The sequence below is a fragment of the Delftia sp. WSY_22 genome (genome assembly GCF_043104185.1).
GTDB classification, from domain to species: Bacteria; Pseudomonadota; Gammaproteobacteria; order Burkholderiales; family Burkholderiaceae_C; genus Comamonas; species Comamonas tsuruhatensis.
Map to the genome: position 1 here is coordinate 23,581 of NZ_JBICKN010000057.1, position 25,384 is coordinate 48,964.

The 25,384-nt window shown below is 66.9% G+C and carries 20 protein-coding genes; 15 read left to right on the top strand and 5 right to left on the bottom strand.

From position 1 onward, the window contains the following. Positions 1-39: 39 nt before the first annotated feature. The 4 genes from ACF8NF_RS24090 to ACF8NF_RS24105 all read left to right on the top strand — a co-directional run bounded on the left by ACF8NF_RS24090 (position 40) and on the right by ACF8NF_RS24105 (position 7,945). Entirely contained in the window at positions 40-2,877 is a 2,838-nt protein-coding gene (locus tag ACF8NF_RS24090) for a nitrate reductase (protein ID WP_252652765.1), read from the top strand. A gap of 98 nt (positions 2,878-2,975) precedes the next feature. Next, positions 2,976-3,890 carry a DNA-binding protein YbiB gene (gene ybiB, locus ACF8NF_RS24095; protein ID WP_034367674.1) on the top strand — a complete coding sequence of 305 codons (915 nt, stop codon included), beginning with the start codon at positions 2,976-2,978 and terminating at the stop codon, positions 3,888-3,890. Between the two features lie 26 nt (positions 3,891-3,916). After that, positions 3,917-4,729, top strand: coding sequence for a uroporphyrinogen-III C-methyltransferase (gene cobA / locus ACF8NF_RS24100; RefSeq protein ID WP_252652766.1), 813 nt, complete (start codon positions 3,917-3,919; stop codon positions 4,727-4,729). 252 nt (positions 4,730-4,981) lie between these two features. Continuing rightward, the gene (locus ACF8NF_RS24105; protein WP_392451392.1) at positions 4,982-7,945 is read left to right on the top strand and encodes an ATP-binding protein; all 2,964 of its coding nucleotides are present in this window, start codon (positions 4,982-4,984) and stop codon (positions 7,943-7,945) included. Here the strand turns inward: ACF8NF_RS24105 and ACF8NF_RS24110 are convergent. After that, positions 7,932-8,435: an acyl-CoA thioesterase gene (locus ACF8NF_RS24110; protein ID WP_017406259.1), complete on the bottom strand. Its 504-nt coding sequence runs from the start codon at positions 8,433-8,435 to the stop codon at positions 7,932-7,934. The genes ACF8NF_RS24105 and ACF8NF_RS24110 overlap by 14 nt on opposite strands. Before the next feature lie 69 nt (positions 8,436-8,504). Between ACF8NF_RS24110 and ACF8NF_RS24115 the strand changes: the two genes are divergently transcribed. The 3 genes from ACF8NF_RS24115 to ACF8NF_RS24125 all read left to right on the top strand — a co-directional run bounded on the left by ACF8NF_RS24115 (position 8,505) and on the right by ACF8NF_RS24125 (position 10,667). Then, positions 8,505-9,725, top strand: a complete 1,221-nt coding sequence (locus ACF8NF_RS24115) for an NAD(P)/FAD-dependent oxidoreductase (RefSeq protein ID WP_133074114.1) — start codon at positions 8,505-8,507, stop codon at positions 9,723-9,725. 165 nt (positions 9,726-9,890) lie between these two features. Continuing rightward, the gene (rpsU, locus tag ACF8NF_RS24120; protein ID WP_003052999.1) at positions 9,891-10,103 is read left to right on the top strand and encodes a 30S ribosomal protein S21; all 213 of its coding nucleotides are present in this window, start codon (positions 9,891-9,893) and stop codon (positions 10,101-10,103) included. A 117-nt stretch (positions 10,104-10,220) separates the two neighbouring features. Continuing rightward, entirely contained in the window at positions 10,221-10,667 is a 447-nt protein-coding gene (locus tag ACF8NF_RS24125) for a GatB/YqeY domain-containing protein (RefSeq protein WP_392451393.1), read from the top strand. A 33-nt stretch (positions 10,668-10,700) separates the two neighbouring features. Here ACF8NF_RS24125 and ACF8NF_RS24130 read toward each other — a convergent pair whose 3' ends face one another. Then, positions 10,701-11,615 carry a LysR substrate-binding domain-containing protein gene (locus tag ACF8NF_RS24130; RefSeq protein WP_017406911.1) on the bottom strand — a complete coding sequence of 305 codons (915 nt, stop codon included), beginning with the start codon at positions 11,613-11,615 and terminating at the stop codon, positions 10,701-10,703. A 130-nt stretch (positions 11,616-11,745) separates the two neighbouring features. Between ACF8NF_RS24130 and ACF8NF_RS24135 the strand changes: the two genes are divergently transcribed. Continuing rightward, complete coding sequence (locus ACF8NF_RS24135) at positions 11,746-12,834, top strand: tartrate dehydrogenase (protein ID WP_016453805.1); 1,089 nt, start codon at positions 11,746-11,748, stop codon at positions 12,832-12,834. A 38-nt stretch (positions 12,835-12,872) separates the two neighbouring features. Here the strand turns inward: ACF8NF_RS24135 and ACF8NF_RS24140 are convergent, their stop codons facing one another. Further along, complete coding sequence (locus tag ACF8NF_RS24140) at positions 12,873-14,918, bottom strand: Ig-like domain-containing protein (RefSeq protein WP_392451394.1); 2,046 nt, start codon at positions 14,916-14,918, stop codon at positions 12,873-12,875. A 387-nt stretch (positions 14,919-15,305) separates the two neighbouring features. On the opposite strand from ACF8NF_RS24140, the gene gorA reads away from it, so the two are divergent. The 5 genes from gorA to ACF8NF_RS24165 all read left to right on the top strand — a co-directional run bounded on the left by gorA (position 15,306) and on the right by ACF8NF_RS24165 (position 20,259). Then, positions 15,306-16,655 carry a glutathione-disulfide reductase gene (gene gorA, locus ACF8NF_RS24145; RefSeq protein WP_043791040.1) on the top strand — a complete coding sequence of 450 codons (1,350 nt, stop codon included), beginning with the start codon at positions 15,306-15,308 and terminating at the stop codon, positions 16,653-16,655. 639 nt (positions 16,656-17,294) lie between these two features. Beyond that, the gene (locus ACF8NF_RS24150) at positions 17,295-17,549 is read left to right on the top strand and encodes a hypothetical protein (protein ID WP_343740844.1); all 255 of its coding nucleotides are present in this window, start codon (positions 17,295-17,297) and stop codon (positions 17,547-17,549) included. Positions 17,550-17,663: 114 nt separating this feature from the next. Next, positions 17,664-18,716 (top strand): xylose isomerase, encoded by a 1,053-nt coding sequence (locus tag ACF8NF_RS24155; protein WP_288898828.1) that lies wholly within the window; start codon positions 17,664-17,666, stop codon positions 18,714-18,716. Then, positions 18,713-19,948, top strand: a complete 1,236-nt coding sequence (locus ACF8NF_RS24160) for an FAD-dependent oxidoreductase (RefSeq protein ID WP_343740842.1) — start codon at positions 18,713-18,715, stop codon at positions 19,946-19,948. The genes ACF8NF_RS24155 and ACF8NF_RS24160 overlap by 4 nt, the downstream gene beginning before the upstream one ends. Beyond that, positions 19,945-20,259 carry a 2Fe-2S iron-sulfur cluster-binding protein gene (locus ACF8NF_RS24165; RefSeq protein ID WP_392451395.1) on the top strand — a complete coding sequence of 105 codons (315 nt, stop codon included), beginning with the start codon at positions 19,945-19,947 and terminating at the stop codon, positions 20,257-20,259. The genes ACF8NF_RS24160 and ACF8NF_RS24165 overlap by 4 nt, the downstream gene beginning before the upstream one ends. Before the next feature lie 411 nt (positions 20,260-20,670). Here ACF8NF_RS24165 and ACF8NF_RS24170 read toward each other — a convergent pair whose 3' ends face one another. Together ACF8NF_RS24170 and ACF8NF_RS24175 are read right to left on the bottom strand one after the other, a co-directional pair. Then, entirely contained in the window at positions 20,671-21,684 is a 1,014-nt protein-coding gene (locus ACF8NF_RS24170) for a hypothetical protein (protein WP_392451396.1), read from the bottom strand. Positions 21,685-21,737: 53 nt separating this feature from the next. Further along, the gene (locus ACF8NF_RS24175; protein ID WP_392451397.1) at positions 21,738-22,667 is read right to left on the bottom strand and encodes a LysR substrate-binding domain-containing protein; all 930 of its coding nucleotides are present in this window, start codon (positions 22,665-22,667) and stop codon (positions 21,738-21,740) included. 137 nt (positions 22,668-22,804) lie between these two features. On the opposite strand from ACF8NF_RS24175, the gene ACF8NF_RS24180 reads away from it, so the two are divergent. Together ACF8NF_RS24180 and ACF8NF_RS24185 are read left to right on the top strand one after the other, a co-directional pair. Continuing rightward, the gene (locus ACF8NF_RS24180) at positions 22,805-23,800 is read left to right on the top strand and encodes a Bug family tripartite tricarboxylate transporter substrate binding protein (RefSeq protein WP_392451398.1); all 996 of its coding nucleotides are present in this window, start codon (positions 22,805-22,807) and stop codon (positions 23,798-23,800) included. A 42-nt stretch (positions 23,801-23,842) separates the two neighbouring features. After that, complete coding sequence (locus ACF8NF_RS24185; RefSeq protein WP_034398286.1) at positions 23,843-25,372, top strand: UxaA family hydrolase; 1,530 nt, start codon at positions 23,843-23,845, stop codon at positions 25,370-25,372. Positions 25,373-25,384 lie beyond the last annotated feature (12 nt).

Below are 25,384 nucleotides of genomic sequence, written 5' to 3' on the forward strand. Positions count from 1 at the left end.
CCCGTGCCCTGCCCTTCCCTCATCCACCCCAGGCCCACCATGCAAGAAACCCGATCCACCTGCCCCTACTGCGGCACAGGCTGCGGCGTCATCATCGAAAGCGATGGCGCCCGCATCACGGGCGTGCGCGGCGACCCGGCGCATCCGGCCAATCACGGGCGCCTGTGCACCAAGGGCAGCACGCTGCATCTGACGGCCTCGCCCGCCCTGGCGCGGCAGACCCGGCTGCTGCAGCCCGCCCTGCGCACCACGCGCGGGGCGGCGCCCCGGGACATCAGCTGGGATGCCGCGCTGGACCTGGCAGCCGGCAGGCTGGCCTCCATCGTGCAGGAGCACGGCCCCGATGCCGTGGGCCTGTATGTGAGCGGCCAGTTGCTGACCGAGGACTACTACGTCTTCAACAAGCTGGCCAAGGGCCTGATCGGCACCAACAACATCGACACAAACTCGCGCCTGTGCATGAGCAGCGCCGTGGCGGGCTACAAGGCCACGCTGGGCGCCGACGCGCCGCCGGCCTGCTACGAGGACGTGGACCATGCGGACTGCCTGTTCATCGTGGGCAGCAACGCGGCATGGGCCCACCCCGTGCTCACGCGGCGCATAGAGCAGGCGCGTGCTGCGCGGCCGCAGATGAAGATCATCGTGGCCGACCCACGCCGCACCGACACGGCCGGCATGGCCGACCTCTTCCTGCCGCTGCGCCCCGGCAGCGACACCCTGCTGTTCCACGGCATGCTGCACATCATGGAGCTGGAAGGCTGGCTGGACCGGGCCTACATCGCGCGCCACACCAGCGGCTTTGCCGACCTGCAGGCCCTGGTGCGGGAGGCCACGCCCGAGCGCGTGAGCGAGGTCTGCGGCCTGCCCCGCCACGACCTTTTCCAGGCCGCGCAGTGGTTCGCGCTGGGAGGAGATGCGCGGGACGGCGCCGCCCGTGGCGCAACGCTCAGCCTGTACTGCCAGGGCCTGAACCAGAGCAGCAACGGCACGGCCAAGAACGCCGCGCTGATCGGCCTGCACCTGGCCACGGGCCAGATCGGGCGCGCAGGCGCGGGACCGTTCTCGCTCACGGGCCAGCCCAATGCCATGGGCGGGCGCGAGGTGGGCGGGCTGGCCAATCTGCTGTCGGCCCACCGCGACCTGGCCAACCCCGCCCACCGCGCCGAAGTGGCCGCCCTGTGGGGCGTGGACGCCGTGCCGCCACGCCCTGGCAAGACCGCCGTGGAGATGTTCGAGGCCGCCGCCGAGGGCGAGATCCGCGCGCTGTGGATAGCCTGCACCAACCCCGCGCAAAGCATGCCCGACCAGGCCCTGGTGCGGCGCGCACTGCAGCGGGCCGAATTCGTCATCGTGCAGGAGGCCTTCGCCACCACCGCCACCTGCGCCTACGCCGACCTGCTGCTGCCCGCCACCACCTGGGGCGAGAAGATCGGCACGGTGACCAACAGCGAAAGGCGCATCTCGCGCGTACGCCCCGCCGTGGCCGCACCGGGCGCCGCGCGCCATGACTGGCACATCGCCGTGGACTGCGCACGGCGCATGGAAACGCGGCTGCGCCCGGGCCGGCCCAGCCTCTTCCCCTACGACACCGAGGACGCCGCCGCAGGCGCCGAAGCCATCTGGAACGAGCACCGCGAAAGCACGCGCGGGCGTGACCTGGACATCACCGGCCTGTCCTGGGATCTGCTGGACGCGCAAGGCCCCCAGCAATGGCCGCTGCCCGAAGGCGCAGCCCTGGGCCGCGCACGGCTCTACGAAGACGGCCGCTTTCCCACGCCCGATGGACGCGCCCGCTTTGCCCTGCTGCCCTGGCAGCCGCTGGCCGAGTCGCCCGATGCGAGCTACCCCTTCAGCCTGACCACGGGCCGGCTGCGCGACCAGTGGCACGGCATGAGCCGCACGGGCCAGCTGGGACGACTGTTCGGCCAGGCTGCCGAGCCCAGTGTGCAGATGCATCCGCAGGACATGGCCGAGCGCGGCCTGCGCGCGGGCGACCTGGTGCAGATGAGCAGCCGCCGCGGTGCCCTGCTGGTGCCGGTGCAGCCCGATGCCAAGCTCGCGCCCTCCCAGCTCTTCATGGCCATGCACTGGGGCGGCGAGTACCTGGGCGGCACGGCTACGGGGGGCCTCAACGCACTGACCACGCCGGCCTTCTGCCCCGCATCCAAGCAGCCTGAACTCAAGCACACGGCCGTCAAGCTGCAAAAGGCCGCTCTGCCCTGGACCCTGCTGGCCATGGCCTGGCTGCCCGAGGACCGTGTGCTGGCTGTGCGCGAGCAGTTGTCCGCCCTCATGCCGCACTTCGGCTTTGCCAGCTGCGTGCCTTTCGGCAATGCCGTGCCGCTGCAGGACGCCGCCCGCGCCCGCCACGGCGTGCTGCTGCGCGCCGCCGCGCATGAGGCGCCCGACGACGCCCTCATCGCGCAGATCGAGTCCCTGCTGGGCCTGGATGCCGCCGACACCCTGCGCTACAGCGACCGCCGCCGCCAGCACAGCCGTGCGCTGCGGCTGGACCGCACCAGCCTGTCCACCACGGTCGAAGCCTTGCTGCTGGCCGGAGACACGCGCGCCGGCAGCTGGCTGGGCACCCTGCTGAAGGACCAGTTGCCGGCCCAGGACTATGGGCGCCTGCTGCTCATGTCCTCGGCCTCGGCACCGCTGCCCCTGGCGCAGCGCACGCGCCAGGTCTGCGCGTGCTTCGACGTGGACGAGGCCGCCATCGAAGGCGTGCTTGCGCGCTGCGAGGGCAGCGACGATGCCCGCCTGGCCGCTTTGCAAGGCCAATTGCGCTGCGGCACCAACTGCGGCTCCTGCCTGCCTGAACTCAAGCGCCTGGTGCGCCACATCCCCGTTGCGCCCAGCCCGCAGGCGGCATGAAAGAGGCCATGGAACGACAGGTTTGCATATATAGCGAAAAGTAATGAAACCTGCGGGAAAATATGCGCCCACAGGATTCCACCCACGATCACCACGCCATGGGCATCAGCCAATACATCAAGGAAATAGGCCGCGGCGCACGCGGAGCCAAGGCGCTGGAGCGCGCGCAGGCCGCCGACCTGTTCGGCCAGGTGCTGGACGGGGGCGTCACCGATCTGGAGATCGGCGCCTTCTGCATCGCCATGCGCATCAAGGGCGAGACGGTCGAGGAGATGAGCGGCTTCCTGGATGCCGTGCATGCGCGCGCCGCGCGCTTTCCCGCATCGGCCCATGGCCGCCCCGTGATCGTGCTGCCCAGCTACAACGGCGCGCGCCGTCTGCCCGTGCTCACGCCCCTGCTGGCCCTGCTGCTGGCGCGCGAAGGCCTGCCCGTGCTGCTGCACGGCATGCGCACCGAGGCGCGGCGCATCCTGGCCAGCGATGTGCTGCAGGCGCTGGGCATTGCGCCGCTGCAGGCACCCCAGGCACTCGATGGCGGCCAGGTGGCCCATCTGCATACCGAACACCTGCATCCGGCGCTGGCCCGGCTGCTGTCCGTGCGCGAGGTCATCGGCCTGCGCAATCCGGGCCACAGCGTGGTCAAGCTGCTGGCGCCCTGCGACGGCCCGTCCTTGCTGGTGACGGCCTACACCCATCCCGAGTACCTGCCCATGCTGCACGGCACCTTCGGGACGCTGGGCATGAATGTGCTGCTCTCGCGCGGGCTGGAAGGCGAGGTCGCGGCCGACCCGCGCCGGCTGCCGCGCTACGACGGATTCGTCGCAGGCGCCCACCAGCTGCTGGCCGAGCAGCAAAGCGGCACGGCCTCCGAAATCCCGGGCCTGCCCGCCGAGATCGACGTGGACACCACGGCGCGCTACACCGAGGACGTGCTTGCGGGCCGCCTGCCCGTGCCGCCGGCGCTCACGCGCCAGGTGGAACACATCGTCCACCTTGCCGATCAGATTCGCTGAACACCCCAGAAAAACGGAGCCCCGCCATGACGACCCCGTCCCCCACCCCCGCAAACACCGCCCGGCGCGGCAGCTGCACCCTGGTCGGCGCCGGCCCCGGCGACCCGGAGCTGCTGACCATCAAGGCCCTCAAGGCCATACAGACGGCCACCATGCTGCTGGTCGATGACCTGGTCAGCGATGCCATCGTGGCCCATGCCTCGCCCACGGCGCGCATCGTCTACGTGGGCAAGCGCGGCGGCTGCAAGAGCACGCCCCAGGCCTTCATCGAAAAGCTCATGCTGTCCGCCGTGCAGGATGGCGAGACGGTGGTGCGCCTCAAGGGCGGCGACCCCTTCATCTTCGGGCGCGGCGGCGAAGAGGTGGAGCATCTGCGCGAGGCCGGCATCGAGGTCCAGGTCGTCAACGGCATCACGGCCGGCCTGGCCGGGCTCACCAGCCTGGGCGCGCCGCTCACGCACCGCGACCGGGCGCACGGCGTGGTCTTCATCACCGGCCACGCCAAGCCCGGCGACAGCGGCACGGACTGGCGCCAGCTGGCCGCCACCGCGCGCGATGCCCGGCTCACCCTGGTGATCTACATGGGCGTGAGCAGCGTGGAACACATCCGCGCCGAGCTGCTGCACGGCCTGCCCGCCGCCACGCCCGTGGCCGTGATCCAGCACGCCAGCCTGCCGCAGCAGCGCCATGCACTGGCCACGCTGGACACGCTCGTGCAATGCATTGCCGACACCGGACTGGGCAGCCCCAGCGTCATCGTCGTTGGAGATGTGGTCCATGGCATTCGGGCAATGGCCGAACCCCAGGAGCAGCCCAACCCTGCGGTTGCTGCCGCCTGAGTGCCGAGCTGCAACAAAGAAAAAATCTATCGATAGATAAAATCATTAGTTTTCATTAAAAATCCCCTGTTGGTTGCCGAAAACAGCGTCTAGACCGTTTTCGCAGGCCGTCAGCTGCGCCGGACGGCGGCAGCGCCACCGGGGGATTCAATGAAAACATCAAGCCGTACTCTCACTTCCACAGCGACGCAGGCATGGTGGCCGGCATGCCGACACCTGGCGGCCCAACTGCTGGCCGGCTGCGCACTTGGCATGGCCATGCCCATGCCCGGCCTGGCCAGCGGCGCCGACATGGTGCTGGCCACGCGCGTCACGGCAGGCGCCAAGCCCTGGCTCACGCCTGCGCACCGCCAATGGCTGCAGGCGCGCGGGCCGCTGACGCTGGGCATTTCCACGCCGGACCATCCGCCGCTGGGCATGATCGATGGCGATCGCTTCCAAGGCATCACGGCCGACCACCTGGGCCTGCTTTTTCCCACGCCCGTGCGCTTCAAGTCCTATGGATCGCGTGCGGCCGTGCTCGATGCGCTGCGCCGCGGCGAGATCGACCTGGCCTGCGGCGGCACCGAGCTGGAAGCCGAGCGCGCCGACCTGGCCCTGAGCGTGCCCTACCTGCCCAGCCAGCCCGTGCTGGTCTCCCCGTCGAATGCCCCCTTCGACGTCCGGCGCCGGGGTGCGCGGCTGGCCATGACGCCCGACCAGCTGCTGCGCTCCCAGGTGGCTGCCGCCTATCCCCTCAGCGAGCTGCTGACCTATGAAACACCCCGCCGCGCGCTGGAGGCGCTGAGCCTGGGCGAGATCGACGGCTTCGTCGGCGACACGGTCACGGTGCACTACCTGATCCAGGCCAACTACCTGCTCAACCTGCGCGTGCAGGGCTTTGCGCCCATAGAAAGCCGTGGCTTCGGCATGCTGGTGAGGCATGGCGATGCACAGCTGAAGGCCTACCTGGACCAGGCCCTGCCCAGCATCACCGTGCAGCACGGCGACGACATCCTGCGCAGCTGGAGTGGAAGCCGCCGCCCGCTGCTGGGCGGCGACCGCGTGGCGCTGACGCCCTCGGAAAAGCAGTGGCTGGATGCCCATCCGCGCATTCCCGTGGTGCTCAACGGCTCGCTGGGTCCGCTGGGACAGCTCGATGCCGACCGCCAGGCCCAGGGCATAGGCCCCGACTACCTGGACCTGATCAGCCGCCGCGCCGGCCTGCAGTTCGAGTACATCGCCGCGCGCAACTATTCCGAACTCGAAACCATGCTGGGCTCCGGCAAGGCCCTGCTCACCCCGGCGTACACCTCGCCGCCCACGGCCTCGCCCGATATCAGGCTGCTGCCGCCCTATCTGCGCAGCACGGTCGTGGTGATGGCCCGGCCCGAGGCCAACGCAGGCACCCCGCGCGACAAGCCCATACACCACCTCCAGCGACTGGAGGGCAAGCGCGTGGCCATGGTGGCGGGCTTCTTTCTCGAAAGCACGGTGCGCAGGGAACATCCGAGCATACGGCTGCAGCTGTATGCCGACCTGACCCAGGCCCTGGCCAGCGTGGCGGCCAATGACAGCGATGCCTTCGTGGGCAACGACTACGCGGCGCGCTATGCCAACGCCCAGCAATTGGGCAGCCGACTGCAGCTCACCGGCATCCTGGACGACTACACCCGCCCCATCAGCCTGGCCGTACACGCCGCCGAACCTGAACTGCTGGGCATCCTGGAAAAGGCCCAACTGTCCATCGCACCCGAAGAGGTGGCCGAAATCGTCCACCACTGGGCGCCGCACCATAACGGCAACGGCGCGAGCTTCTGGCGCGAGCACCGCCAGCGCCTGCTGCTGCTGGCCGGGGCGCTGGCCCTGGTCACGGTCATCTCCCTGGTCTGGGGCTTTTACCTGAGCCGCCAGATGCGCAGGACACGCCGGGCCGAGCGGCGCGCCGAGGCCGCCAACCAGGCCAAGAGCCTGTTTCTGTCCACCACCAGCCACGAGATACGCACGCCGCTGAGCGCCGTCATCGGCTTGCTGGAACTGGCGCAGGACCGGGAAAAGCTCGGCCTGCCCCACCGCGATATGCTGGCCTCCGCCCACAAGGCCGCCCAGGGCATGCTGCTGTTGCTGGGCAATGTGCTGGATCTGCACCGCATCGAGTCGGGCCATATCGACTCCACGCTCCAGCCCGTGGCACTGCGCCCGCTGATCGAAGACATGGCCCCGCTGCTGCAAGGACTGGCCCACGGCAAGCGGCTGTCGCTGCGCACCGAAGTGGGCAGCGGCGTGGACCACAGCGTGACGGCCGACCCGCTGCACCTCAAGCAGGTGCTGTTCAACCTGCTCAGCAATGCCATCAAGTTCACCGAGCGCGGCAGCGTCACCCTGCGCGCGCATGGCGCCAGCCGGCATGACCGCCTTCTGCTGCAGATGGAGGTCGAGGACACGGGCATCGGCATTGCGCCGCAGGACCAGGCCCGGCTGTTCCAGCCCTTCTCGCAGGTGGAAGGCGCCCACCAGGACAGGGCCTTTGGCAGCGGCCTGGGCCTGAGCATCACGCGGCGCCTGCTGGAGCACATGGGGGGAACCATCACGGTGGACAGCGCACCGGGCCGAGGCTCGCGCTTCACGGTCAGGCTGAGCCTGCCACTGGTGGAGCCGGACCACCGCATGCAGGCCGACGTCACGCCCGCGTCAGAGGGAATATTGCCCCTGGTCCTGCCCGCCTCGGTGGCGCTGCAAGGAAAGCCCCAGGCCAGTGCCGAGCCCCTGCCCGCATCACAACCCGGGTCCGGGTCCGACCTCAGAATCCTGGCCGTGGAAGACTATCTGTTCAACCGCGAGCTGCTCAAGAGCCAGCTGGCCGCGCTGGGCCACGGCATCTGCCTGGCCGGCGATGGACAGGAAGCCTGGGCACGCTGCCTGGTCGAGTCCTTCGATCTCATCATCACCGATGGACGCATGCCGCTCATGGACGGCTTCGAGTTCATCCGGCGCCTGCGCCAGCGCGAGGCCGAAAACCAGCTGCGCCGCTGCCGCGTGATCGCACTGACCGCCAGCCCCGAAGCCTCCGAAGCGCTGCGCTACCTGCAGGCCGGCGCCGACGAGGTGCTGTCCAAGCCGGCTGCCATGGAAGACCTCAGGCGCGTCATCGAACAGGTGCGGAACGAGCTGCAGGGCGGCACGCCCGGCACCTGGCATCCGCCGCCCGCCGCGCCCTCCACGCTCAGCCCGGCCTGACCGTGCTGCTGGCCGTCACGCGGCTTTGCTCGAAGCGCTGGGCCAGCTCGCGGCGCAGGTCCTTGCGGATCAGCGCAGCCTGCCAGCGGCGCCTTTCCTCGTCGTTGGACGGCACCAGCGTCGGCACGGCGGCCGGCTGCTTGTTCTCGTCCACGGCCACCATGGTGAAAAAGCAGCTGTTCACATGGCGCACCACCTGGGTGCGGATGTCCTCGGCCACCACCTTGATGCCGATCTCCATCGACGACTTGCCCGTGTGGTTGACGCTGGCCAGGAACGTCACCAGCTCGCCCACGTGGATGGGCTGCAGGAACATCACCTGGTCCACGCTCAGCGTGACCACATAGCGGCCCGCGTAGCGGCTGGCGCAGGCATAGGCCACCTGGTCGAGCTGCTTGAGAACGGCGCCGCCATGGACGTTGCCCGAAAAGTTCGCCATGTCGGGCGACATGAGCACGGTCATGCTCAGCTGGTGCGATGGGAAATTCATCACGGGATTCTAGGAAAAAGCGCCATTGCGCGAGAATGGGCGCCCTTTTGCCCCCCGAGTGACGTTTTTGTGACCTCTTCCCTCTCTTTCGACGCCATCGTCATCGGCGCCGGCGCGGCCGGTCTGTTCTGCGCGGCCCAGGCCGGACAGCGTGGCCTGTCGGTGCTGCTCCTGGACCACGCGGAGAAGGTGGCAGAGAAGATCCGCATCTCGGGCGGTGGCCGCTGCAACTTCACCAACCGCGACCTGGACGTGCGCGCGCCCCACAAGCACTTCGTGGGCGGCAACCCGCAGTTCTGCCGCTCGGCCCTGTCGCGCTACACGCCGGCCGACTTCATTGCGCTCATGGACAGGCACGGCATCGCCCACCATGAAAAGCACAAGGGCCAGCTGTTTGCCGACCGCTCGGCCGAAGACATCATCGCCATGCTGCTGGCCGAATGCCAGGCCGGCGGCGTGCAGCGCTGGCAGCCCTGCAAGGTCGATTCCGTGGCGCACTCGGACGGCCAATACCGCCTGCAGACCAGCCGGGGCGCCGTGCAGGCGCCCAGCCTGGTCATCGCCACGGGCGGCCTGTCCATCCCCAAGATCGGCGCCACCGACTTCGGCTACCGCCTGGCCCAGCAATTCGGCCTGCCCCTGGTCGAACGCACGCCGGGCCTGGTGCCGCTGACCTTCGATGGCGACGCCTGGGCCCCCTACGCCCAGCTCGCGGGCCTGGCCCTGCCCGTGGAGATCAGCACCGGCAGCAAGAAAGAGCGCATGGCCTTCATGGAAGACCTGCTGTTCACGCACCGGGGCCTGTCGGGCCCGGCCGTGCTGCAGATATCGAGCTACTGGAAGCCCGGCACGCCCCTGAGCATCAACCTCGCGCCCGAGGTGGACCTGCAGGGCGAGCTGCTCAGGGCCAAGTCGCGCTCGCGCAAGCTCATCGCCAATGAACTGGCGCAGTGGCTGCCCTCGCGACTGGCCGATGCCTGGGTGCAGCAGGATGCTGCCTGGCAGCGCCCCATCGCCGAAGCCTCCGACAAGGCCCTGAACCAGCTGGCCGAGCGCCTGTCACGCTGGGAGATCGTGCCCACGGGCACGGAAGGCTACAAGAAGGCGGAAGTGACGCTGGGCGGCGTGGACACGCGGGCGCTCTCGCAGCAGACCATGGAATGCAAGACCCAGCCGGGCCTGTACTGCATTGGCGAAGTGGTGGATATCACCGGCTGGCTCGGCGGATACAACTTCCAATGGGCCTGGGCCAGTGGGTACGCCTGTGCGCAGGCCTTGCCTTCTGCCTGATTTGTCAGACCGCTTTCGTCTCGCGTATAATCGCCCGCTTTGCTGGCAATCGCCCCGTCGGCCAATACTAGTTAACTTTGGACGGGGACCAACCGCTGAACATGGCTCTCAGGCCCGATCTTCCCGGGAACCCGCTGTCAGCACAGATATCTGGAAATCTAGCTAATGACCACCATCCGCGTAAAAGAAAACGAGCCCTATGAAGTTGCCCTGCGCCGCTTCAAGCGCACCATCGAAAAGCTCGGCCTGCTGACCGACCTGCGCGCTCGCGAGTTCTACGAGAAGCCCACTGCCGAACGCAAGCGCAAGAAGGCTGCCGCCGTCAAGCGTCACTACAAGCGCGTTCGCAGCATGCAGCTGCCCAAGAAGCTGTACTGATCAGCCCTTGACCAGCCGGCTCTCGTCAGCCGCAAAACCCGCGCTCGGGACGCCAGGCGCGGGTTTTTTGTTTTTTTGTTCCGTGTTTTCCGACGCCATCACCTCAGGAGAAAAGCCATGAGCCTCAAGGCCCAGATCACCGAAGACATGAAGACCGCCATGCGCGCCAAGGACAGCGAGCGCCTGGGCACCATCCGCCTGCTGCAGGCAGCGATGAAGCAAAAGGAAGTCGATGAGCGCATCGAGCTGGAGGACGCCGCCGTCATCGCCATCGTGGACAAGCTGATCAAGCAGCGCAAGGACAGCATCGCCGCCTTCGAGGGCGCGGGCCGCCAGGACCTGGCCGACAAGGAAAAGGCCGAGATGGCCGTGCTGACCGCCTACCTGCCCGAGCGCATGTCGGCCGAGGAAGTGGCCACCGCCGTCAAGGCCATCGTGGCCGAACTGGGCGCATCCGGCCCCGGCGACATGGGCAAGGTCATGGGCGCGGTCAAGGCGCAACTGGCAGGCAAGGCCGACATGGGCCAGGTCTCCGCCGCAGTGAAGGCTGCCCTGGCAGGCTGATCCCCGGCCAGTCCGCTGCAGCAGCCGCCCCGCTCAGGGAGCGGCTGCCATCCACTCCTTCTTGAAGTGTTCCTGCAGGAACTCCACGCACACCCGCACCTTGGCCGACAGCTGCAGCCGCGTCGGATACACAGCCCAGACATTGGCCTCCTGCCGCCATTCGGGCAACACCTGCACCAGGCGCCCGGCCTGCAGATGGGCGCCCACATCCCATAGCGAGCGCAGCGCAATGCCGCGACCGTCCACGGCCCACTGCACCACCATCTCGCCGTTGTTGGCCGACAGCGGCCCCGTGACCTTCACCGCCTGCTCGGCCGCGCCCGCGCGCAGCCGCCACACGCCAAAGGCCTGGTCGCGCTCCTTGATGGCCAGGCAGTCATGGGCCGACAGCTCGGCCGGCGTGCGCGGCGTGCCACGGCGCGCCAGGTAGGCAGGCGCGGCGCACAGCACGCGGTGGTTGTCGGCCAGGCGCCGCGCAATCAGGTGGGGCGCGATCTCGTCGCCCACGCGCACATCCAGATCGAAGCCCTCGCCCGCCACATCCACCAGCCGGTCGAACACGTCCAGCCGCACCTGCAGCCCCGGATGGCGCTCCACCAGCCTGGAAAGCGCGGGCGCGATCACATGCCGCCCGAAACCGAAGCTGCTGCTCACGCGCAGCAGGCCGCGCGGCTCGCTGCGCGTGATGGCCACCTCCTGCATCAGCTGGTCCATGTCGTCGAGGATGCGCTGCGCCCAGTGGAAGACGCGCTCGCCCTCCTCGGTCACGGCCACGCGGCGCGTGGTGCGGTGCAGCAGCTTCACGCCCAGTTCTTCTTCCAGCAGGCGGATGCGCTTGCTCACATAGGCGGGCGAGGCCCCCAATTCCTCGGCCGCAGCGGCAAAGCCGGATTTGCGGGCCACCACGGTGAAGACGCGCAGGTCTTCGGGAGACGGCTGTTTATTCACGATCTGTAAATAATGGAACCACAGTTGGCCGATTGTATTTAGCCCTGGCGCAGCCAACAATGCCATGCATGCGGCCTGGCTGTCAGCGGCGCCGCTTCATATCCATCCATTCGATCCAAGGACAGACACCATGCAAGACACATTCAAGATCGCCGTCATCGCCGGTGACGGCATTGGCAAGGAAGTCATGCCCGAAGGCCTGCGCGCCCTGGAAGCTGCCGCCAGCCGCTTTGCGATCAAGCTCGAATTCCACCATTTCGACTGGGCCCACTGCGACTACTACCTGGCCCACGGAAAAATGATGCCCGACGACTGGAAGGCGCAGCTGTCCGGCATGGATGCCATCTTCTTCGGCGCCGTGGGCTGGCCCGCCACCGTGCCCGACCATGTCTCGCTGTGGGGCTCGCTGCTCAAGTTCCGCCGCGAGTTCGACCAGTACATCAACCTGCGCCCCGTTCGCCTGTTCGAAGGCGTGCCCTGCCCGCTGGCCGGCCGCAAGCCCGGCGACATCGACTACTACGTGGTGCGCGAGAACACCGAGGGCGAGTACACCTCGCTGGGCGGCATCATGTACGAGGGCACGGACCGCGAGATCGTGATCCAGGAATCGGTCTACTCGCGCAAGGGCGCCGAGCGCCTGCTCAAGTACGCCTTCGACCTGGCCCAAAGCCGCGAGCGCAAGCACGTCACCCTGGCCACCAAGAGCAACGGCATCGCCATCAGCATGCCCTGGTGGGACCAGCGCGCCGAGGACGTGGCCAAGGCCTACCCGGAAGTCACGCTGGACAAGCAGCACATCGACATCCTGACCGCGCGCTTCGTGCTGCAGCCGGGCCGCTTCGACGTGGTCGCCGCCACCAACCTGTTCGGCGACATCCTCAGCGACCTGGGCCCGGCCACCACGGGCACCATCGGCCTGGCCCCCTCGGCCAACCTCAACCCCGACCGCAGCTTCCCCAGCCTGTTCGAGCCCGTGCACGGCTCGGCGCCTGACATCTACGGCAAGAACATCGCCAACCCCATCGCCATGGTCTGGTCGGCGGCGCTGATGCTGGACTTCCTGACCCACGGCCAGGGCGCAGGCCGCGCAGCCCATGACGCCATCGTCTCGGCCATCGAGGAAGTCATCAGGAGCGGCCCGCGCACGCCCGACCTGGGCGGCACGGCCAGCACCACCGAGGTGGGCCAGGCCATCGTCCGGCGCATCGCTGCCGCCTGAGGCGCCGCGCCGGGGTTCATGCCGCCCGGCAGCCTGGCCTACCGGCCCATGCGGCCCATGCGGCCCCTGGGCAGCCTGCCGGCCCCCATCCCGGCCGCCAGCAGGCTCAGCATGACCAGCGCCACGGTGTGCAGGGCCGGCACAGGCGTGGGCACCGGCGCCGCCACCACGGCCTGTGTGAAGCCCTGGCTCATCGGGGCGTGGACTGCATCCCCGCTGTAGTCGACCACAAGGCCGTGGGATCCGGCCGCCACGGGCAGCCGGACCGTGATGCTGGCGGCGCCGCCAACCAGGGGCGCCGACCCCAGCTGCGCCCCGTTGTACGAGACCGTGATGCTGCCCGAGGGGAGCGCCGCCGCCATCGCCCGCAGCGCCCCCCGTCGGTCCTGCGCCCCGGTCACGGCCGAAACGCTGATGGTCACATCGTCGCCGGGCCGGGAAGGGTTGGGGGTGGAGGTGATCGCCAGGGTGGTTGTGGCCTGGGCGATCTGCACGCTTTGCTGCTGCCTTGCCGCCGCCTCGTAGTTCGCATCGCCGGCCTGGTCTGCCAGGATGCGGCAGGGTCCCGGCGCAATGAAGGAGACAGAACCGCCCGCGATGGTGCAATGGGCAGCCGTCGCCGTATCCACGGAGAACACCACCGCCTTCCCGGAAGCCCCGCCCGTTGCTGCCACGGCATAGGTATCGCCCACCTTGGCGGCCGCTGGCGCCACGGAAGTGAAGGCAATGGCCTGCGCGCCCTTGCCGATGCTCAGGGACAGGACTTGCCGGGCCGCAGGCAGGTGGTTGGCATCCCCCTGCTGATCGGCGGCCAGCAGGCAGTTGTCCGTACCCGCCAGCCTGCCGGACACCTCGGCACCGCTGACGGAGCACGCCGCCGGCGTCAGGGAGCTGAACTGCACGGCCTGGGACGAGCCACCGCCGGCGGCGCTCAGAGCCACCCGTGCATCCACGACCAGGGGCGCCGGCATGCTCCAGACGATGTTCTGCGCAGCAGGCTGCACCGTCACCGGGTAAGCCACCTCGGGGGCGGGACCATAGGTCGCGTCGCCGCCCTGCCGGGCCGTCATCCTGCAAGTGCCTGCGGAATGGAAGCTGAACACCCCTGCGGCATCGACGGTGCAAACCTCTGGCGCAGATGCGGAAAACGTCACGGCCAGGCCGGAGGTAGCCGTTGCAACGGGCGTGAATGTCGTGCCGAAGGTTTGCGCCGACGGCTGCGCAAAGTCGATGCTCTGCTCCAGCCTGAGCGTGGTGAAGGGCACGCTGGCCACATCCGGCTGCACGCGGCCTGCGCCATCCCTGGCGATGAAGTGCAGCCTGTAGGCCGTATTCACCGCCAGCCCCCCGATATCGATATCGTGGACCACGCCTGCCGTCATGACGACCGGGGAGCCGCCGGCCTGCAGCGTGGCGGCATCCGGCGCCGCGGCGGCCGCAGCAAGCACCTGCCAGTAGCCCGTGCCGTCCCGGTCCAGCGCCACGCGGGCCTTGGCCGTCACACCGCCCGCCTGCGGGTCGACGACGGGAGCCAGACTGAAGACCGGGCGGCCCAGCACATAGCCGGCAAACCCAGGGTTTTGCGCTGCATGCCACCCATCGGACAGGGATGACAGACCCGCCCAGACCGCATTGGCGGGGATGGTCGATGCGTCCATGGCGAGCAGGGTCTGGATGCCATCGAGCGAATAGTGGAAAACAGTGCTGTCGATGGGGCGCGGGAGGGAGGACCCCTCGATCTGAAAGGAGCTGATCGTGGCCCAGGCTGCCGCTGCGGGAATTCCCATGGGATCGCTCGTCCGCAGGACCTGGCCCTGGTAGCTGTATGTGTAGTCCTCGTTCCAACTGTTGAGACCCCAGCCGTCATCCCAGTAGTTGGAAGGGGTGACCCAATCCGCAGTGGAGGGCGGCGAGCCGCCTTGCTGCACCACGCCGCCCACGCTGAACGTGTATTCGGTCACCATGGACGTATACCAAGCGTTGGACTGCGTCTGGTAGCCCGTCATGACCAGCCCCTGCGCCGGCGCGGCCACGGCCGCGACGCAATGCAGGCCGGCTCCGAATACCACCACCCACGGCATCATGGCCCTGGAAAATTCCGCCTGAAGGCGACTGCCTCGTTCTCTCACATGCACTCCCGTTTCAACTTGCTGTTCTTCTGGTCCGTGCCGGGGGTACCGGCAATGCAGGAGCCTAGCGGCCGCACCTGCCCGCGCCTTGACTGCGCGTTGCGCTTTTCTTGACAGTGCGTCCCGCCCCCTGCGCAACGCGGGCTGCCGCGCCACCGTCCGTTCATTCGCCACCAAACGCCTGCTGCCCCCGGCCCTGCAAAGCGGCGATATGCCGGCCAACCGGGCCGTCGTCTGGGCGCGGAGATGGCGGCATTGCCCCCGCCACAACCCCTGGCCGGCGAACAGGGCAAGATGGCCGGCTGCGGCATTCGGGCCGCTCAGACACAGCACGGAATCTCCATGAAGCACTACGACTACATCGTCATCGGCGGCGGCAGCGGCGGCATTGCATCGGCCAACCGCGCCGCCATGCACGGGCGCCACTGCGCGCTGATCGAAGCCGGCGAGATCGGCGGCACCTGCGTCAACGTGGGCTGCGTGCCCAAGAAGGTCATGTGGCATGCGGCCCAGATCGGCGAGGCCATGCACCGCTACGGCCCCGACTACGGCTGGGATGCCACCGTCAACCGCCTGGACTGGCAGCGCCTGCTGGACAGCCGCAGCGCCTACATCGACCGCATCCATGCCTCGTATGAAAGCGGCCTGGCACGCAACAAGGTCGAGCTGATCCAGGGCTTTGGCCGCTTCGTGGATGCGCGCACCGTGGAGGTGGGCGGCCAGCGGCTCAGTGCCGACCACATCCTCATCGCCACGGGCACGCGCCCGGCACGGCCCGACATACCTGGCGCCGAGCTGGGCATCGACTCCGACGGCTTCTTCGCCCTCAAGGCCCTGCCTGCGCGCACGGCCGTGGTGGGTGCCGGCTATATCGCCGTGGAGATTGCCGGCGTGCTGCACGCGCTGGGCTCGCAGACCCATCTGTTCCTGCGCCAGAACTCGGCACTGCGCGGATTCGATCCGCTGCTGAGCCAGACCCTGATGGAGATCATGGAGGCCGAAGGCCCCGCCGTGCACCGCCAGGCCACCCCGAAGGCCGTGGTCCGCAACGCAGACGGCAGCCTGGACCTGCAACTGCAGGACGGCAGCAGCCACACCGTGGACTGCGTGGTCTGGGCCGTGGGCCGCAGGCCCGACACCTCGGGCCTGAACCTGGAGGCCGCAGGCGTGGCGCTGCAGGACAGCGGCCACATCGCGGTGGACAAGTTCCAGGACACCAATGTGCCCGGCATCCACGCCGTGGGCGACATCACGGGCCGTATCGAACTCACGCCCGTGGCCGTGGCTGCAGGCCGGCGCCTGTCCGAGCGCCTGTTCAACGGCAAGACCGGCGAGCACCTGGACTACGACAACGTGCCCACCGTGGTCTTCAGCCACCCGCCCATCGGCACCGTGGGCCTGACCGAGCCGCAGGCGCGCGAGCGATTTGGCGACGATCAGGTCAAGATCTACCAGTCGGCCTTCACCGCCATGTACACGGCGGTCACGCGCCACCGCCAGCCCGCGCGCATGAAGCTGGTCTGCGTGGGCCCCGAGGAACGCATCGTGGGCATACACGGCATCGGCCTGGGGATGGACGAGATGCTGCAGGGCTTTGCCGTGGCACTCAAGATGGGCGCCACCAAGCGCGACTTCGACGACACCGTGGCCATCCACCCCACGGCGGCAGAAGAGTTCGTGACCATGCGCTGAACGGCGCGCACCACCTGCCTTCGGCGGTTGACCACCGCCCTGGGCAGGACACGCGCAGGGCGAGCGCGAAGCCGCCCAGGTGGGCGAAGGCATCGGAAATGGCCGTGAGCAGGCCGATCTGCGCCGTGCTCCTGACGCCAGCCTCGCGGACGCTGGTGGCAGCCGCAAGCTGCGCGCGATCCGCAGCCGGCTCCGCTTCTCCTTCTCCTTCTCCTTCTCCTTTTCCTTCTCCTTCTCCTTTTCCTTCCCCCGACATGGACCTCCTGCCCCTGCATGCCGCCGCTGCCTGCATGGCTATGGGCTGACATTTCAGCTGCCTGCGGTGCATTTCCACCGTCCAGGGTCCTGCGTCGCCACGCTGGCCCGGTGGAAACATCCGTCCACCGCAGGAATTTCAAGCGCCTACGCTCAAACACCCTATTCAATAGTCAAAAACAAATAAAGCATTTTCCCGATAGTCAAGTCAAATCGAAAAATTCACAATCCTTGTACGCGGGGAAAAAGAGGCATTGCTCCATGGAAAGCCTTGGTGTTTCTTTGTAGGCAATCCGACTTAATTCGAGTGCATACACCTTAATTTTCCACATCAACCCAGCAGCCATGGGTCGAGAGCCGCGATCGGAGCCCAGGAGACATCCCATGCCCAGACTGCATTCGAAGACAGGGCATGGCGAGCCCGCGCCAGGCGGCATGCAGGCCAGCTTCTGGCCCCTGCGGCAAACGCAGGCGCTGGGCAGCAGGCTGAAAGCAGTGTTCGCGCTGGAGGCCTTCCACCGTGCGGGCAGCGGTGCCGGGAGCCGCTTGGCCGATGACGCCTTCTTGACCCGCAGCGCCTATGGGGCTGAGCAGCGGCCGGGGCGCAACACCACACTCAACAAGGAGACAGATCCATGACAACCGATGTACTCGATACCTGGTCCCCGTTGACCGGGTCGCGCAACGCGGGCCACCCTCTGTCGGCGGACCGCATGATCGTGGGCGCGCCCACGGGCGGCTGAGGAGCAGGTCATGCACGAAGCCCCCCGCCCCACCCTCCCGCCCATCGGCTGCAACGGCCGTGGCGTGCAGCGCTCCTCGCGCCACCAGCCCATCGGCCTACAGGAGCTGCCCATACGCGAGCAGTTCCGCCTCGTCAGCGAGACCGGCGTGTTCGACTGCTTCGACCGCCTGCCGCTGCGCCACCAGCTGGCCGACTACGAGTCGGCCATCGCCGAATTCAAGCTGCCCGTGCACACCGCCAGCTGGTTCTACCGCCTGGGCGAGGACGAGGTCCTGCTGGCCGGCAACCTGCGCATCTGCCGCGAGATCGGCGTGCGCTGCCACAACATCATGACCTTCAAGCACCACCGCAACGGCCATGTGCTGTCCGATGTGGAAATCGCCGAACACTATCTGCGGGTCTATGACGACGCCATGGGCCTGGGCGTGGAGCCCAGCTTCGCGCTGCATGTGAACACGTGGACCGAAGACTTCCTGCGCGTGCGCAGCGTGGCCGGGCGCGTGCAGGCACGCGGCGTGCCCTTTCACTTCACGCTGGACTACAGCCATGTGAACTTCAAGATCGGCAACCCGGCCGAGCTGGACCGGTCTGGCGTGCGCGGGCTGCTCGAGCGCGGCGAACTGGTGCTGGACCCGTTCGAGCCCGGCTCGCTGTGCGAACAATGGCTGGACATGGGCATCGTGCGCTGGGCCCAGCTGCGCGCGGCCGGCCCCAACCAGCCCCTGAACCTGTGGCACCGCGACGAGGACGGCAGCCCGGGCCGGGGCATCCAGTACCCCATGCTGCGGCCCGGACCCGGCGAATGGCATTCGCCCTGGCATGCCTACCTGCTGGAGCCCTCCAAAGAGGCCATCCGCAAGGTGCTGGCCTGCCACCATGCGCAGCCGCACAGCCCGCTGCGCTACCTCACCACCGAATTCATCAATCTCCCCGACTACGGCCTGGGCGCAGGCTATGACCTGCTGGAGCAGAACGTGGCGGCCGCGCGCTTCATGCGGCAAGCCTGGGACGAGATCTGCGCCCGCCCCGTACTCCGGGCCTCCTGCGAAGGTGCAGCATGAACCCCGCACAACACCCCCAAGGCCATGCCGTCATCATCGGCGCCGGACACGCCGGTGGCACCCTGGCCGCCCTGCTGCGCCAGTACGGCCACCCGGGTCCGATCACTGTGGTCGGCGGCGAGGACCTGCCGCCCTACCTGCGCCCGCCGCTGTCCAGGGCCTGGCTGCAGCAGGCCATGGGCCCGGACGAGCTGTTGCCGCGGCCCGCCGGCGCCTCCGCGGACCAGGCCATCGCCCTGCGCCCGGGCATGCGCGCCATGGCCATAGAGCCGGGCTCGCGGCAGGTGGCGCTGAACGACGGATCGGTGCTGCACTACGAACACCTGGTCATTGCCACAGGCTCCGCGCCGCGCTGGCTGGTCCTGCCCGGGGATGAGCGGCCTGGCATCACCTACCTGCGCACCATGGAAGACGCGCAGGCGCTGCGGGGCCATCTGCAGACCGCGCGCTGCCTGGCCATCATCGGCGGCGGCTATGCGGGCCTCGAAATCGCTTCCACGGCCCGCAAGCTGGGCGTGCAGGTCCGGATCATCGAGCGCGAAGGCAGGCTGCTGACGCGCAGCGCCTCGACGCAGATGGCTGCGCATCTGCTGCAGCTGCATGCAGGCCAGGGCGTGGAGGTGCATTTCAATGCAGCGGTCGCCGCCATCCAGGGAGACAGCCCCACCCGCATCACGGCCCTGTGGATGGCCGATGGCTCCCGACTGGAGTGCGATGCCGTGCTCATCGGCGTGGGCGCGGCGCCCTGCATGGAACTGGCGCAATCCCTCGGCCTGGACTGCGCCGACGGCATTGCCGTGGATGGCGAAGGCCGCACCGCCATGAACGGCATCTACGCCATAGGCGATGCCACGCGCCGCCCGCTGGCCGGCTACCCCGGGCTGCACCGGCTCGAAAGCGTGCCCAGCGCGCTCGAACAGGCCCGGCGCGCGGCCTGCGCCATCACGGGCAGCGAACTGCCCGCCCATGAAACGCCCTGGTTCTGGTCCGATCAGTACGACACCAGGCTGCAGATCGCCGGCCTGCCCGGCCAGGGCGACCAGACCGTGCTGCGCGGCAACCCGGCCAGCGGCAGGTTCGCCGTCCTGCACCTGCGCGGTGGCCAGCTGTGCGCCGCCGAATGCGTGAATTCGCCGGGCGAATTCATGGCTGCGCGCAAGGCCATCGCCGCCACGCACTGCGCCGACCCCGGTTTCCCAACGCTCCCCTCCAAAGCCCCACTCACGTCATGATCTCCATTGCCTTCATGGAGCACGGCGGCAGCGAGCATGCGGTGCAGGCCACGGAGGGACAGAGCCTCATGCGCGCCGCTGTCTCCAACGGCGTGCCGGGCATCGATGCCGAATGCGGCGGCGCCTGTGCCTGCGCCACCTGCCATGTCTACATACAACCGGAGTGGCTGGACCGCGTGGGCCCGGCCCAGGGCGGCGAAAGGGAGATGCTGGACTTCGCCCTCGACGTGCGCGGAGACTCGTGGCTGGCCTGCCAGATCACGGTATCGCCGCAGCTCGACGGGCTGGTGGTGGGCATGCCGGTGGCGTAGAGCTGACGCAGGTACCGCCCTCGGCATTCGGGAGGCATCTTCAGAAAATGCCTTTGAACGCGTATGGCTGGATATTCCTGCGCGTTGACTAGCATTGCAATGGGTGAGAGACCGACCAAGACAGACATAGCTGCTGCTATCGTGAGCAGAATCCCACTCTCTGCCATCACCGGAGCCACTGTCTTGAACATGTCAAACGCCGACTCAACTATTTGGAATTCTAGATCTAGACTCTCGCTGCTCTGCAACTAAGAGAGGGCGCTACTGCTGCACTCGAGACTTGAGCCATATCGTACTCAGGCCACCGTGACCAGCAATCCCAACCCCGTTGCCTAGAGCAAGACGACTGATGAAGCCCCGCATACAGTCCTAGATTCTTTCGGATCTACTACTCACCCACACCATTAGCCCTTACTTATAGCAATCCACCATTCTATGAAAAATAATTCCCCTTTGCTCTGCCGATTTTACCTTCATCTGATTCCATGAGATTTTCCTAAAAAGATCGCTTTTTCTGCTTATCAAAAAGGCCCTCTCGTGATTGCTAGGAACAGGGATCACTTTCATTACTGGATCAGTAGATACTACCAATTTCATTTCTTCTTCGGTTAGAGCACACTTATTTGCTGGGCCAGCATCAAATTCAAAAACTATTGCCGACAGAATAATCTCTACGAAATTTTTAGAAAACCCCATTGTTGCCACGTGCACACCTGTATAAGAGGCCAAAAAACTCATGAACAGCAAAATAGCCATTCCGATCTTTCTCAAATGGACCCGTGTATGAACAAGTATTCCGACATCACTTGATCTATTCAAAGAAAACAACACAGGAAATATTTTACCTGTGGATTTTCGCTTCTTATCACCTATTTTAGAAAACACAGTAAGAAAGGCAACCTCAAACATCAACGCAAAAATACTCAATAAAAGAGAAACAAAAGTCAACAAAAAAATACATATTGCCGCAATACTTGCCATAGGCACAGTTGAGGCATGAATTTTCAAAATATCGCCAACCATTACAGATGCATAACCTCTGGCCAGATAAACAACAAATACAGGAAGAACCAACAAAGCAATTCTAAAGAATACATCAGCCCAGAGAATTCTGAAGAAATTTATTTTTGAAAAAACAGACAAGGTCAAAGAAGAAACCAAGAAAACATAACCCAGAACAATCACTGAAAACCAAAATAGATTAAACGAATTATTCAGAGAAAAAAACAATAAAGCCATCGATGAAATATGTAAAAAAGATATAATCCAGACCCATGTACCAGATATTGATCTGAGCTGTTTTTCAAAAATAACAGAAGCCATCCTTCTGTAAAAACTCCAACTCCTGCATATCCAAGCTGCAAGAAACACATTCACCAACAAATAAATAAAAACAATCAAAACAACGCAAAAAACCTTCAACATAATTCTTTCTCATCCCAAATTTAAATCCCACCACATTTGACACTCCATCAGTCTTAGCGTCTACCCGCTACCGCCCGCAAACACTCCACCAGCAAGCGCGTCGTCGCCGTCATCGGCTGGCCGCGCAGGGTGATCAGGCCCACGGGCGGCAGGTCGATGGGCACGGGCAGGTCCAGCACGGCGACCAGCCCCTGCTGCGCGAAATGCTCGGCCACGCCGCGCGCCATGAAGGCCACGGCGCCGCGCTGGTGCAGGAAGCTGATCTGCGACAGGAATGAGGCGGACTCCACCAGATCGGCCGGAGGATGCAGGCCGTGGGCGAAGAACTGCTGCTCCAGCTTCACGCGCAGCGATGCCCAGGGCGGGGGCATGACGCAGGGCATGTCGGCCAGCGCCTGCCAGCTGGCGTGCTGCGCCAGCAGCGCATGGCCGGGGCGCACGACGGCGACCATGGGCTCGTCGTACAGGGCTTCGGTCTCCAGGTCGGGCGAGGCATAGCCGGGTTCGAGCCGGCCCACGAACAGGTCCAGCTCGCCCATGCGCAGCTTGGGCAGCAGCCGCGTGAGATCGCCCTCCTCGACCAGCACCGTGGTCTGGGCCGATCGCGCCTTCAACTGCTCGACGGCCCGGGCCAGCAGCACGGGCGTGGCCACGACCATGGCGCCCACGCTGGTGCGCCCGCGCGTGCCGCTGGCCTCGGCCGCCATTTCATCGCGCGTGCGTTCGAAGCCCGCCAGCACCGAGCGCGCAAAGCGCACCATGCTGACGCCGGCCGCCGTGGGCTCGGTGCCGCGCGTGGAGCGCTCGAACAGCGTCATGTCCAGCATGCGCTCGATCTCGGCCAGGGTCTTGGAGACGGCGGGCTGGGTGACGGCCAGGAACTCGGCGGCGCGGCCCAGGTGGCGGAACTGGTCCAGCGCCACCAGCAGCTGCAGATGGCGCAGCTTGAGGTTGGAGCGCAGCACGCGGTCTATCTTGCTCATGGGGGCTTCATAGCTTTGAGGTTATGAAGCCAGTCTATCTTTTCATTGGATTGTCATGATCAGGCGCTGAACAATCGCGCCAGTCAGCCCAAGGCCCGGATCACAGGGCTGCAAAAAGCCAATACAGGAGACAAGCGATGAACACCCCACGCACACGCCATGCAAGCCGGCGCGAATTCGTGCTCGCCACCCTCGGCGCCAGCGCACTGGCCGCCACCGGCCCCCTCTTCGCCCAGAGCTGGCCCGAACGCCCCATCACCTTCATCTGCCCCTGGCCTGCGGGCGGCACGGCCGACCAGTCCATGCGCGCGCTGTGCACCGTGGCCGGCAAGCTGCTGGGCCAGCCGATCGCGGTGGAGAACCGCGCGGGCGCCTCGGGAATGATCGGCGCCAAGGCGCTGGCCTCGGCCAGGGCGGACGGCTACACCATCGGCCAGATTCCCATCTCGGTCACGCGCTTTTCGCAACTGGGCAGCCTGCAGGCCGATCCGCGCAAGGACTACACCTACATCGCGCGCACCTCGGGCCAGACCTTCGGCATTGCTGTGCCCGCCAATTCGCCGTTCAAGACGCTCAAGGACTTCGTGGCCGCCGCCAAGGCGAGGCCCGGCCAGATGACCTATGCCCATGCGGGCGTGGGCGGCGCCACGCATGTGGGCATGGAGGAGTTTGCGGGCGTGGCCGGCATACAGCTCAACCATGTGCCCTACAAGGGCGGCGCCGAGGCGCTGCAGGGCGTGCTGGGCGGCCATGTGGATGCGCTGGCCGACTCCAGCTCCTGGGCCCCCCATGTGGAAGCCGGCAAGCTGCGCCTGCTGGCCACCTGGGGCGAGCAGCGCACGGCGCGCTTCAAGGACGTGCCCACGCTGCGCGAATGCGGCTACGACGTGGTGGTCGATGCGCCCAACGGCATCGGCGCGCCGCGTGGCCTGGAGCCGGCCGTGGCGGCCAGGCTGCGCGAGGCCTTCCGCGCCGCCGTGGCCAGCCCCGAGTTCAAGTCCGTGGCCGAGAAGCTGGATGCGCCGCTGCTGTACCTGGACGGCCCGGACTACGAGAAATACGTCAACACGGTCTATCAAAAAGAGACCGTGCTCATCGACAAGCTCAAGCTGCGCGAATTGATGAAGGGCTGACAGCCCGCGAACCCACACCGATGAAAGCCCCGCATGTCCCGCATGTCCCGCACCGATAGCCCCCTCCTGCACCTGCATCCCAACGACAACGTGCTGGTCGCCAAGACCGCTCTGTCGCTGGGCCAGGAGATTCCCGAACTGGGCGTGCGCGCCCGCGCCCAGGTGCCTGCGGGCCACAAGATCGCCGCGCGCCGCATCGCAGAGGGCGAGCAGGTGAAGAAGTACGACACCGTGATCGGCGTGGCCATGCGCGAGCTGGAGGCTGGCGACTATGTGCACAGCCACAACCTGCGCATCGTGGACTACTACCGCGACCCGGCCTTCGGCGCCGATGTGCGGCCCGTGGACTATGTGCCCGAGGCGCAGCGCGCCAGCTTCCAGGGCTTTGTGCGCGCCGGCGGCGGCGTGGGCACGCGCAACTTCATCGGCATCCTGTCGTCGGTGAACTGCTCGGCCACGGTGATCAAGCGCATTGCCGCGCACTTCACGGCCGAGCGCATGGCGGCCTTCCCGAACGTGGACGGCGTGGTGGCCTTCGCCCAGACCAGCGGCTGCGGCATGTCCTCGCCCAGCGAGCATTTCGACGTGCTGCGCCGCACGCTGGCCGGCTATGCGCGCCACCCGAACCTGGCCGGCGTGCTCATCGTGGGCCTGGGCTGCGAGCGCAACCAGGTCGATGCCCTCGTGGAGTCGCAGGGCCTGAGCGAAGGCCGGCTCATGCGCACCCTGGTGATGCAGGAGGTCGGCGGCACGCGCGTGACCATCGAGGCGGGCATCCGCGCCATCGAAGAGATGCTGCCCGAGGCCGACGCTGCGCGGCGCAGCACGGTCAGTGCCAGCCACCTGAAGATCGGGCTGGAGTGCGGCGGCTCGGACGGCTTTTCGGGCATCACGGCCAACCCGGCCCTGGGCGCGGCAATGGACATCCTGGTGCGCCACGGCGGCACGGCCATCCTGTCGGAAACGCCCGAGATCCATGGCGTGGAATTCATGCTCACGCGCCGCGCCATCACGCCTGCCGTGGGGCAGAAGCTGCTGGACCGCCTGGCCTGGTGGGAGCGCTACGCGGCCGGCCAGAACGCGCAGTTCAACGGCGTGGTCGGCCACGGCAACCAGGCCGGCGGCCTGGCCAACATCTTCGAGAAATCGCTGGGCTCGGCCATGAAGGGCGGCACCACGCCGCTGCGCGCCGTCTACGAATATGCCGAGCCCATCACCGAGCCGGGCTTTGTGTTCATGGACTCGCCGGGCTACGACCCCGTGGCCTCCACGGGCCAGATTGCCAGCGGCGCGCACCTGATCTGCTTCACCACGGGGCGCGGCTCCATGTTCGGCAGCAAGCCCGCGCCCACCATCAAGCTGGCCAGCAACACGCCCATGTACCGCCGTCTGGAAGAGGACATGGACATCAACTGCGGCCTGATCGTGGACGGCGAATGCGGCGTGCCCGAGATGGGGCAGCGCATCTTCGCGCAGATCCTGCGCCACGCCAGCGGCGAGCCCACCAAGAGCGAGGCCCTGGGCCTGGGCGACCATGAGTTCGTACCCTGGCACCTGGGCATCGTGAGCTGAGCCGCCCCTTAC

What these genes read in the sequence shown, in the direction of transcription:
- ACF8NF_RS24175 (WP_392451397.1), bottom strand. Translation starts at nt 22,667, where the DNA reads ATGAGCAAGATAGACCGCGTGCTGCGCTCCAACCTCAAGCTGCGCCAT.
- cobA (WP_252652766.1), top strand. Translation starts at nt 3,917, where the DNA reads ATGACGACCCCGTCCCCCACCCCCGCAAACACCGCCCGGCGCGGCAGC.
- gorA (WP_043791040.1), top strand. Translation starts at nt 15,306, where the DNA reads ATGAAGCACTACGACTACATCGTCATCGGCGGCGGCAGCGGCGGCATT.
- rpsU (WP_003052999.1), top strand. Translation starts at nt 9,891, where the DNA reads ATGACCACCATCCGCGTAAAAGAAAACGAGCCCTATGAAGTTGCCCTG.
- ACF8NF_RS24170 (WP_392451396.1), bottom strand. Translation starts at nt 21,684, where the DNA reads ATGTTGAAGGTTTTTTGCGTTGTTTTGATTGTTTTTATTTATTTGTTG.
- ACF8NF_RS24140 (WP_392451394.1), bottom strand. Translation starts at nt 14,918, where the DNA reads ATGATGCCGTGGGTGGTGGTATTCGGAGCCGGCCTGCATTGCGTCGCG.
- ACF8NF_RS24185 (WP_034398286.1), top strand. Translation starts at nt 23,843, where the DNA reads ATGTCCCGCACCGATAGCCCCCTCCTGCACCTGCATCCCAACGACAAC.
- ybiB (WP_034367674.1), top strand. Translation starts at nt 2,976, where the DNA reads ATGGGCATCAGCCAATACATCAAGGAAATAGGCCGCGGCGCACGCGGA.
- ACF8NF_RS24105 (WP_392451392.1), top strand. Translation starts at nt 4,982, where the DNA reads ATGGCCATGCCCATGCCCGGCCTGGCCAGCGGCGCCGACATGGTGCTG.
- ACF8NF_RS24150 (WP_343740844.1), top strand. Translation starts at nt 17,295, where the DNA reads ATGCCCAGACTGCATTCGAAGACAGGGCATGGCGAGCCCGCGCCAGGC.
- ACF8NF_RS24155 (WP_288898828.1), top strand. Translation starts at nt 17,664, where the DNA reads ATGCACGAAGCCCCCCGCCCCACCCTCCCGCCCATCGGCTGCAACGGC.
- ACF8NF_RS24090 (WP_252652765.1), top strand. Translation starts at nt 40, where the DNA reads ATGCAAGAAACCCGATCCACCTGCCCCTACTGCGGCACAGGCTGCGGC.
- ACF8NF_RS24165 (WP_392451395.1), top strand. Translation starts at nt 19,945, where the DNA reads ATGATCTCCATTGCCTTCATGGAGCACGGCGGCAGCGAGCATGCGGTG.
- ACF8NF_RS24110 (WP_017406259.1), bottom strand. Translation starts at nt 8,435, where the DNA reads ATGAATTTCCCATCGCACCAGCTGAGCATGACCGTGCTCATGTCGCCC.
- ACF8NF_RS24135 (WP_016453805.1), top strand. Translation starts at nt 11,746, where the DNA reads ATGCAAGACACATTCAAGATCGCCGTCATCGCCGGTGACGGCATTGGC.
- ACF8NF_RS24160 (WP_343740842.1), top strand. Translation starts at nt 18,713, where the DNA reads ATGAACCCCGCACAACACCCCCAAGGCCATGCCGTCATCATCGGCGCC.
- ACF8NF_RS24180 (WP_392451398.1), top strand. Translation starts at nt 22,805, where the DNA reads ATGAACACCCCACGCACACGCCATGCAAGCCGGCGCGAATTCGTGCTC.
- ACF8NF_RS24125 (WP_392451393.1), top strand. Translation starts at nt 10,221, where the DNA reads ATGAGCCTCAAGGCCCAGATCACCGAAGACATGAAGACCGCCATGCGC.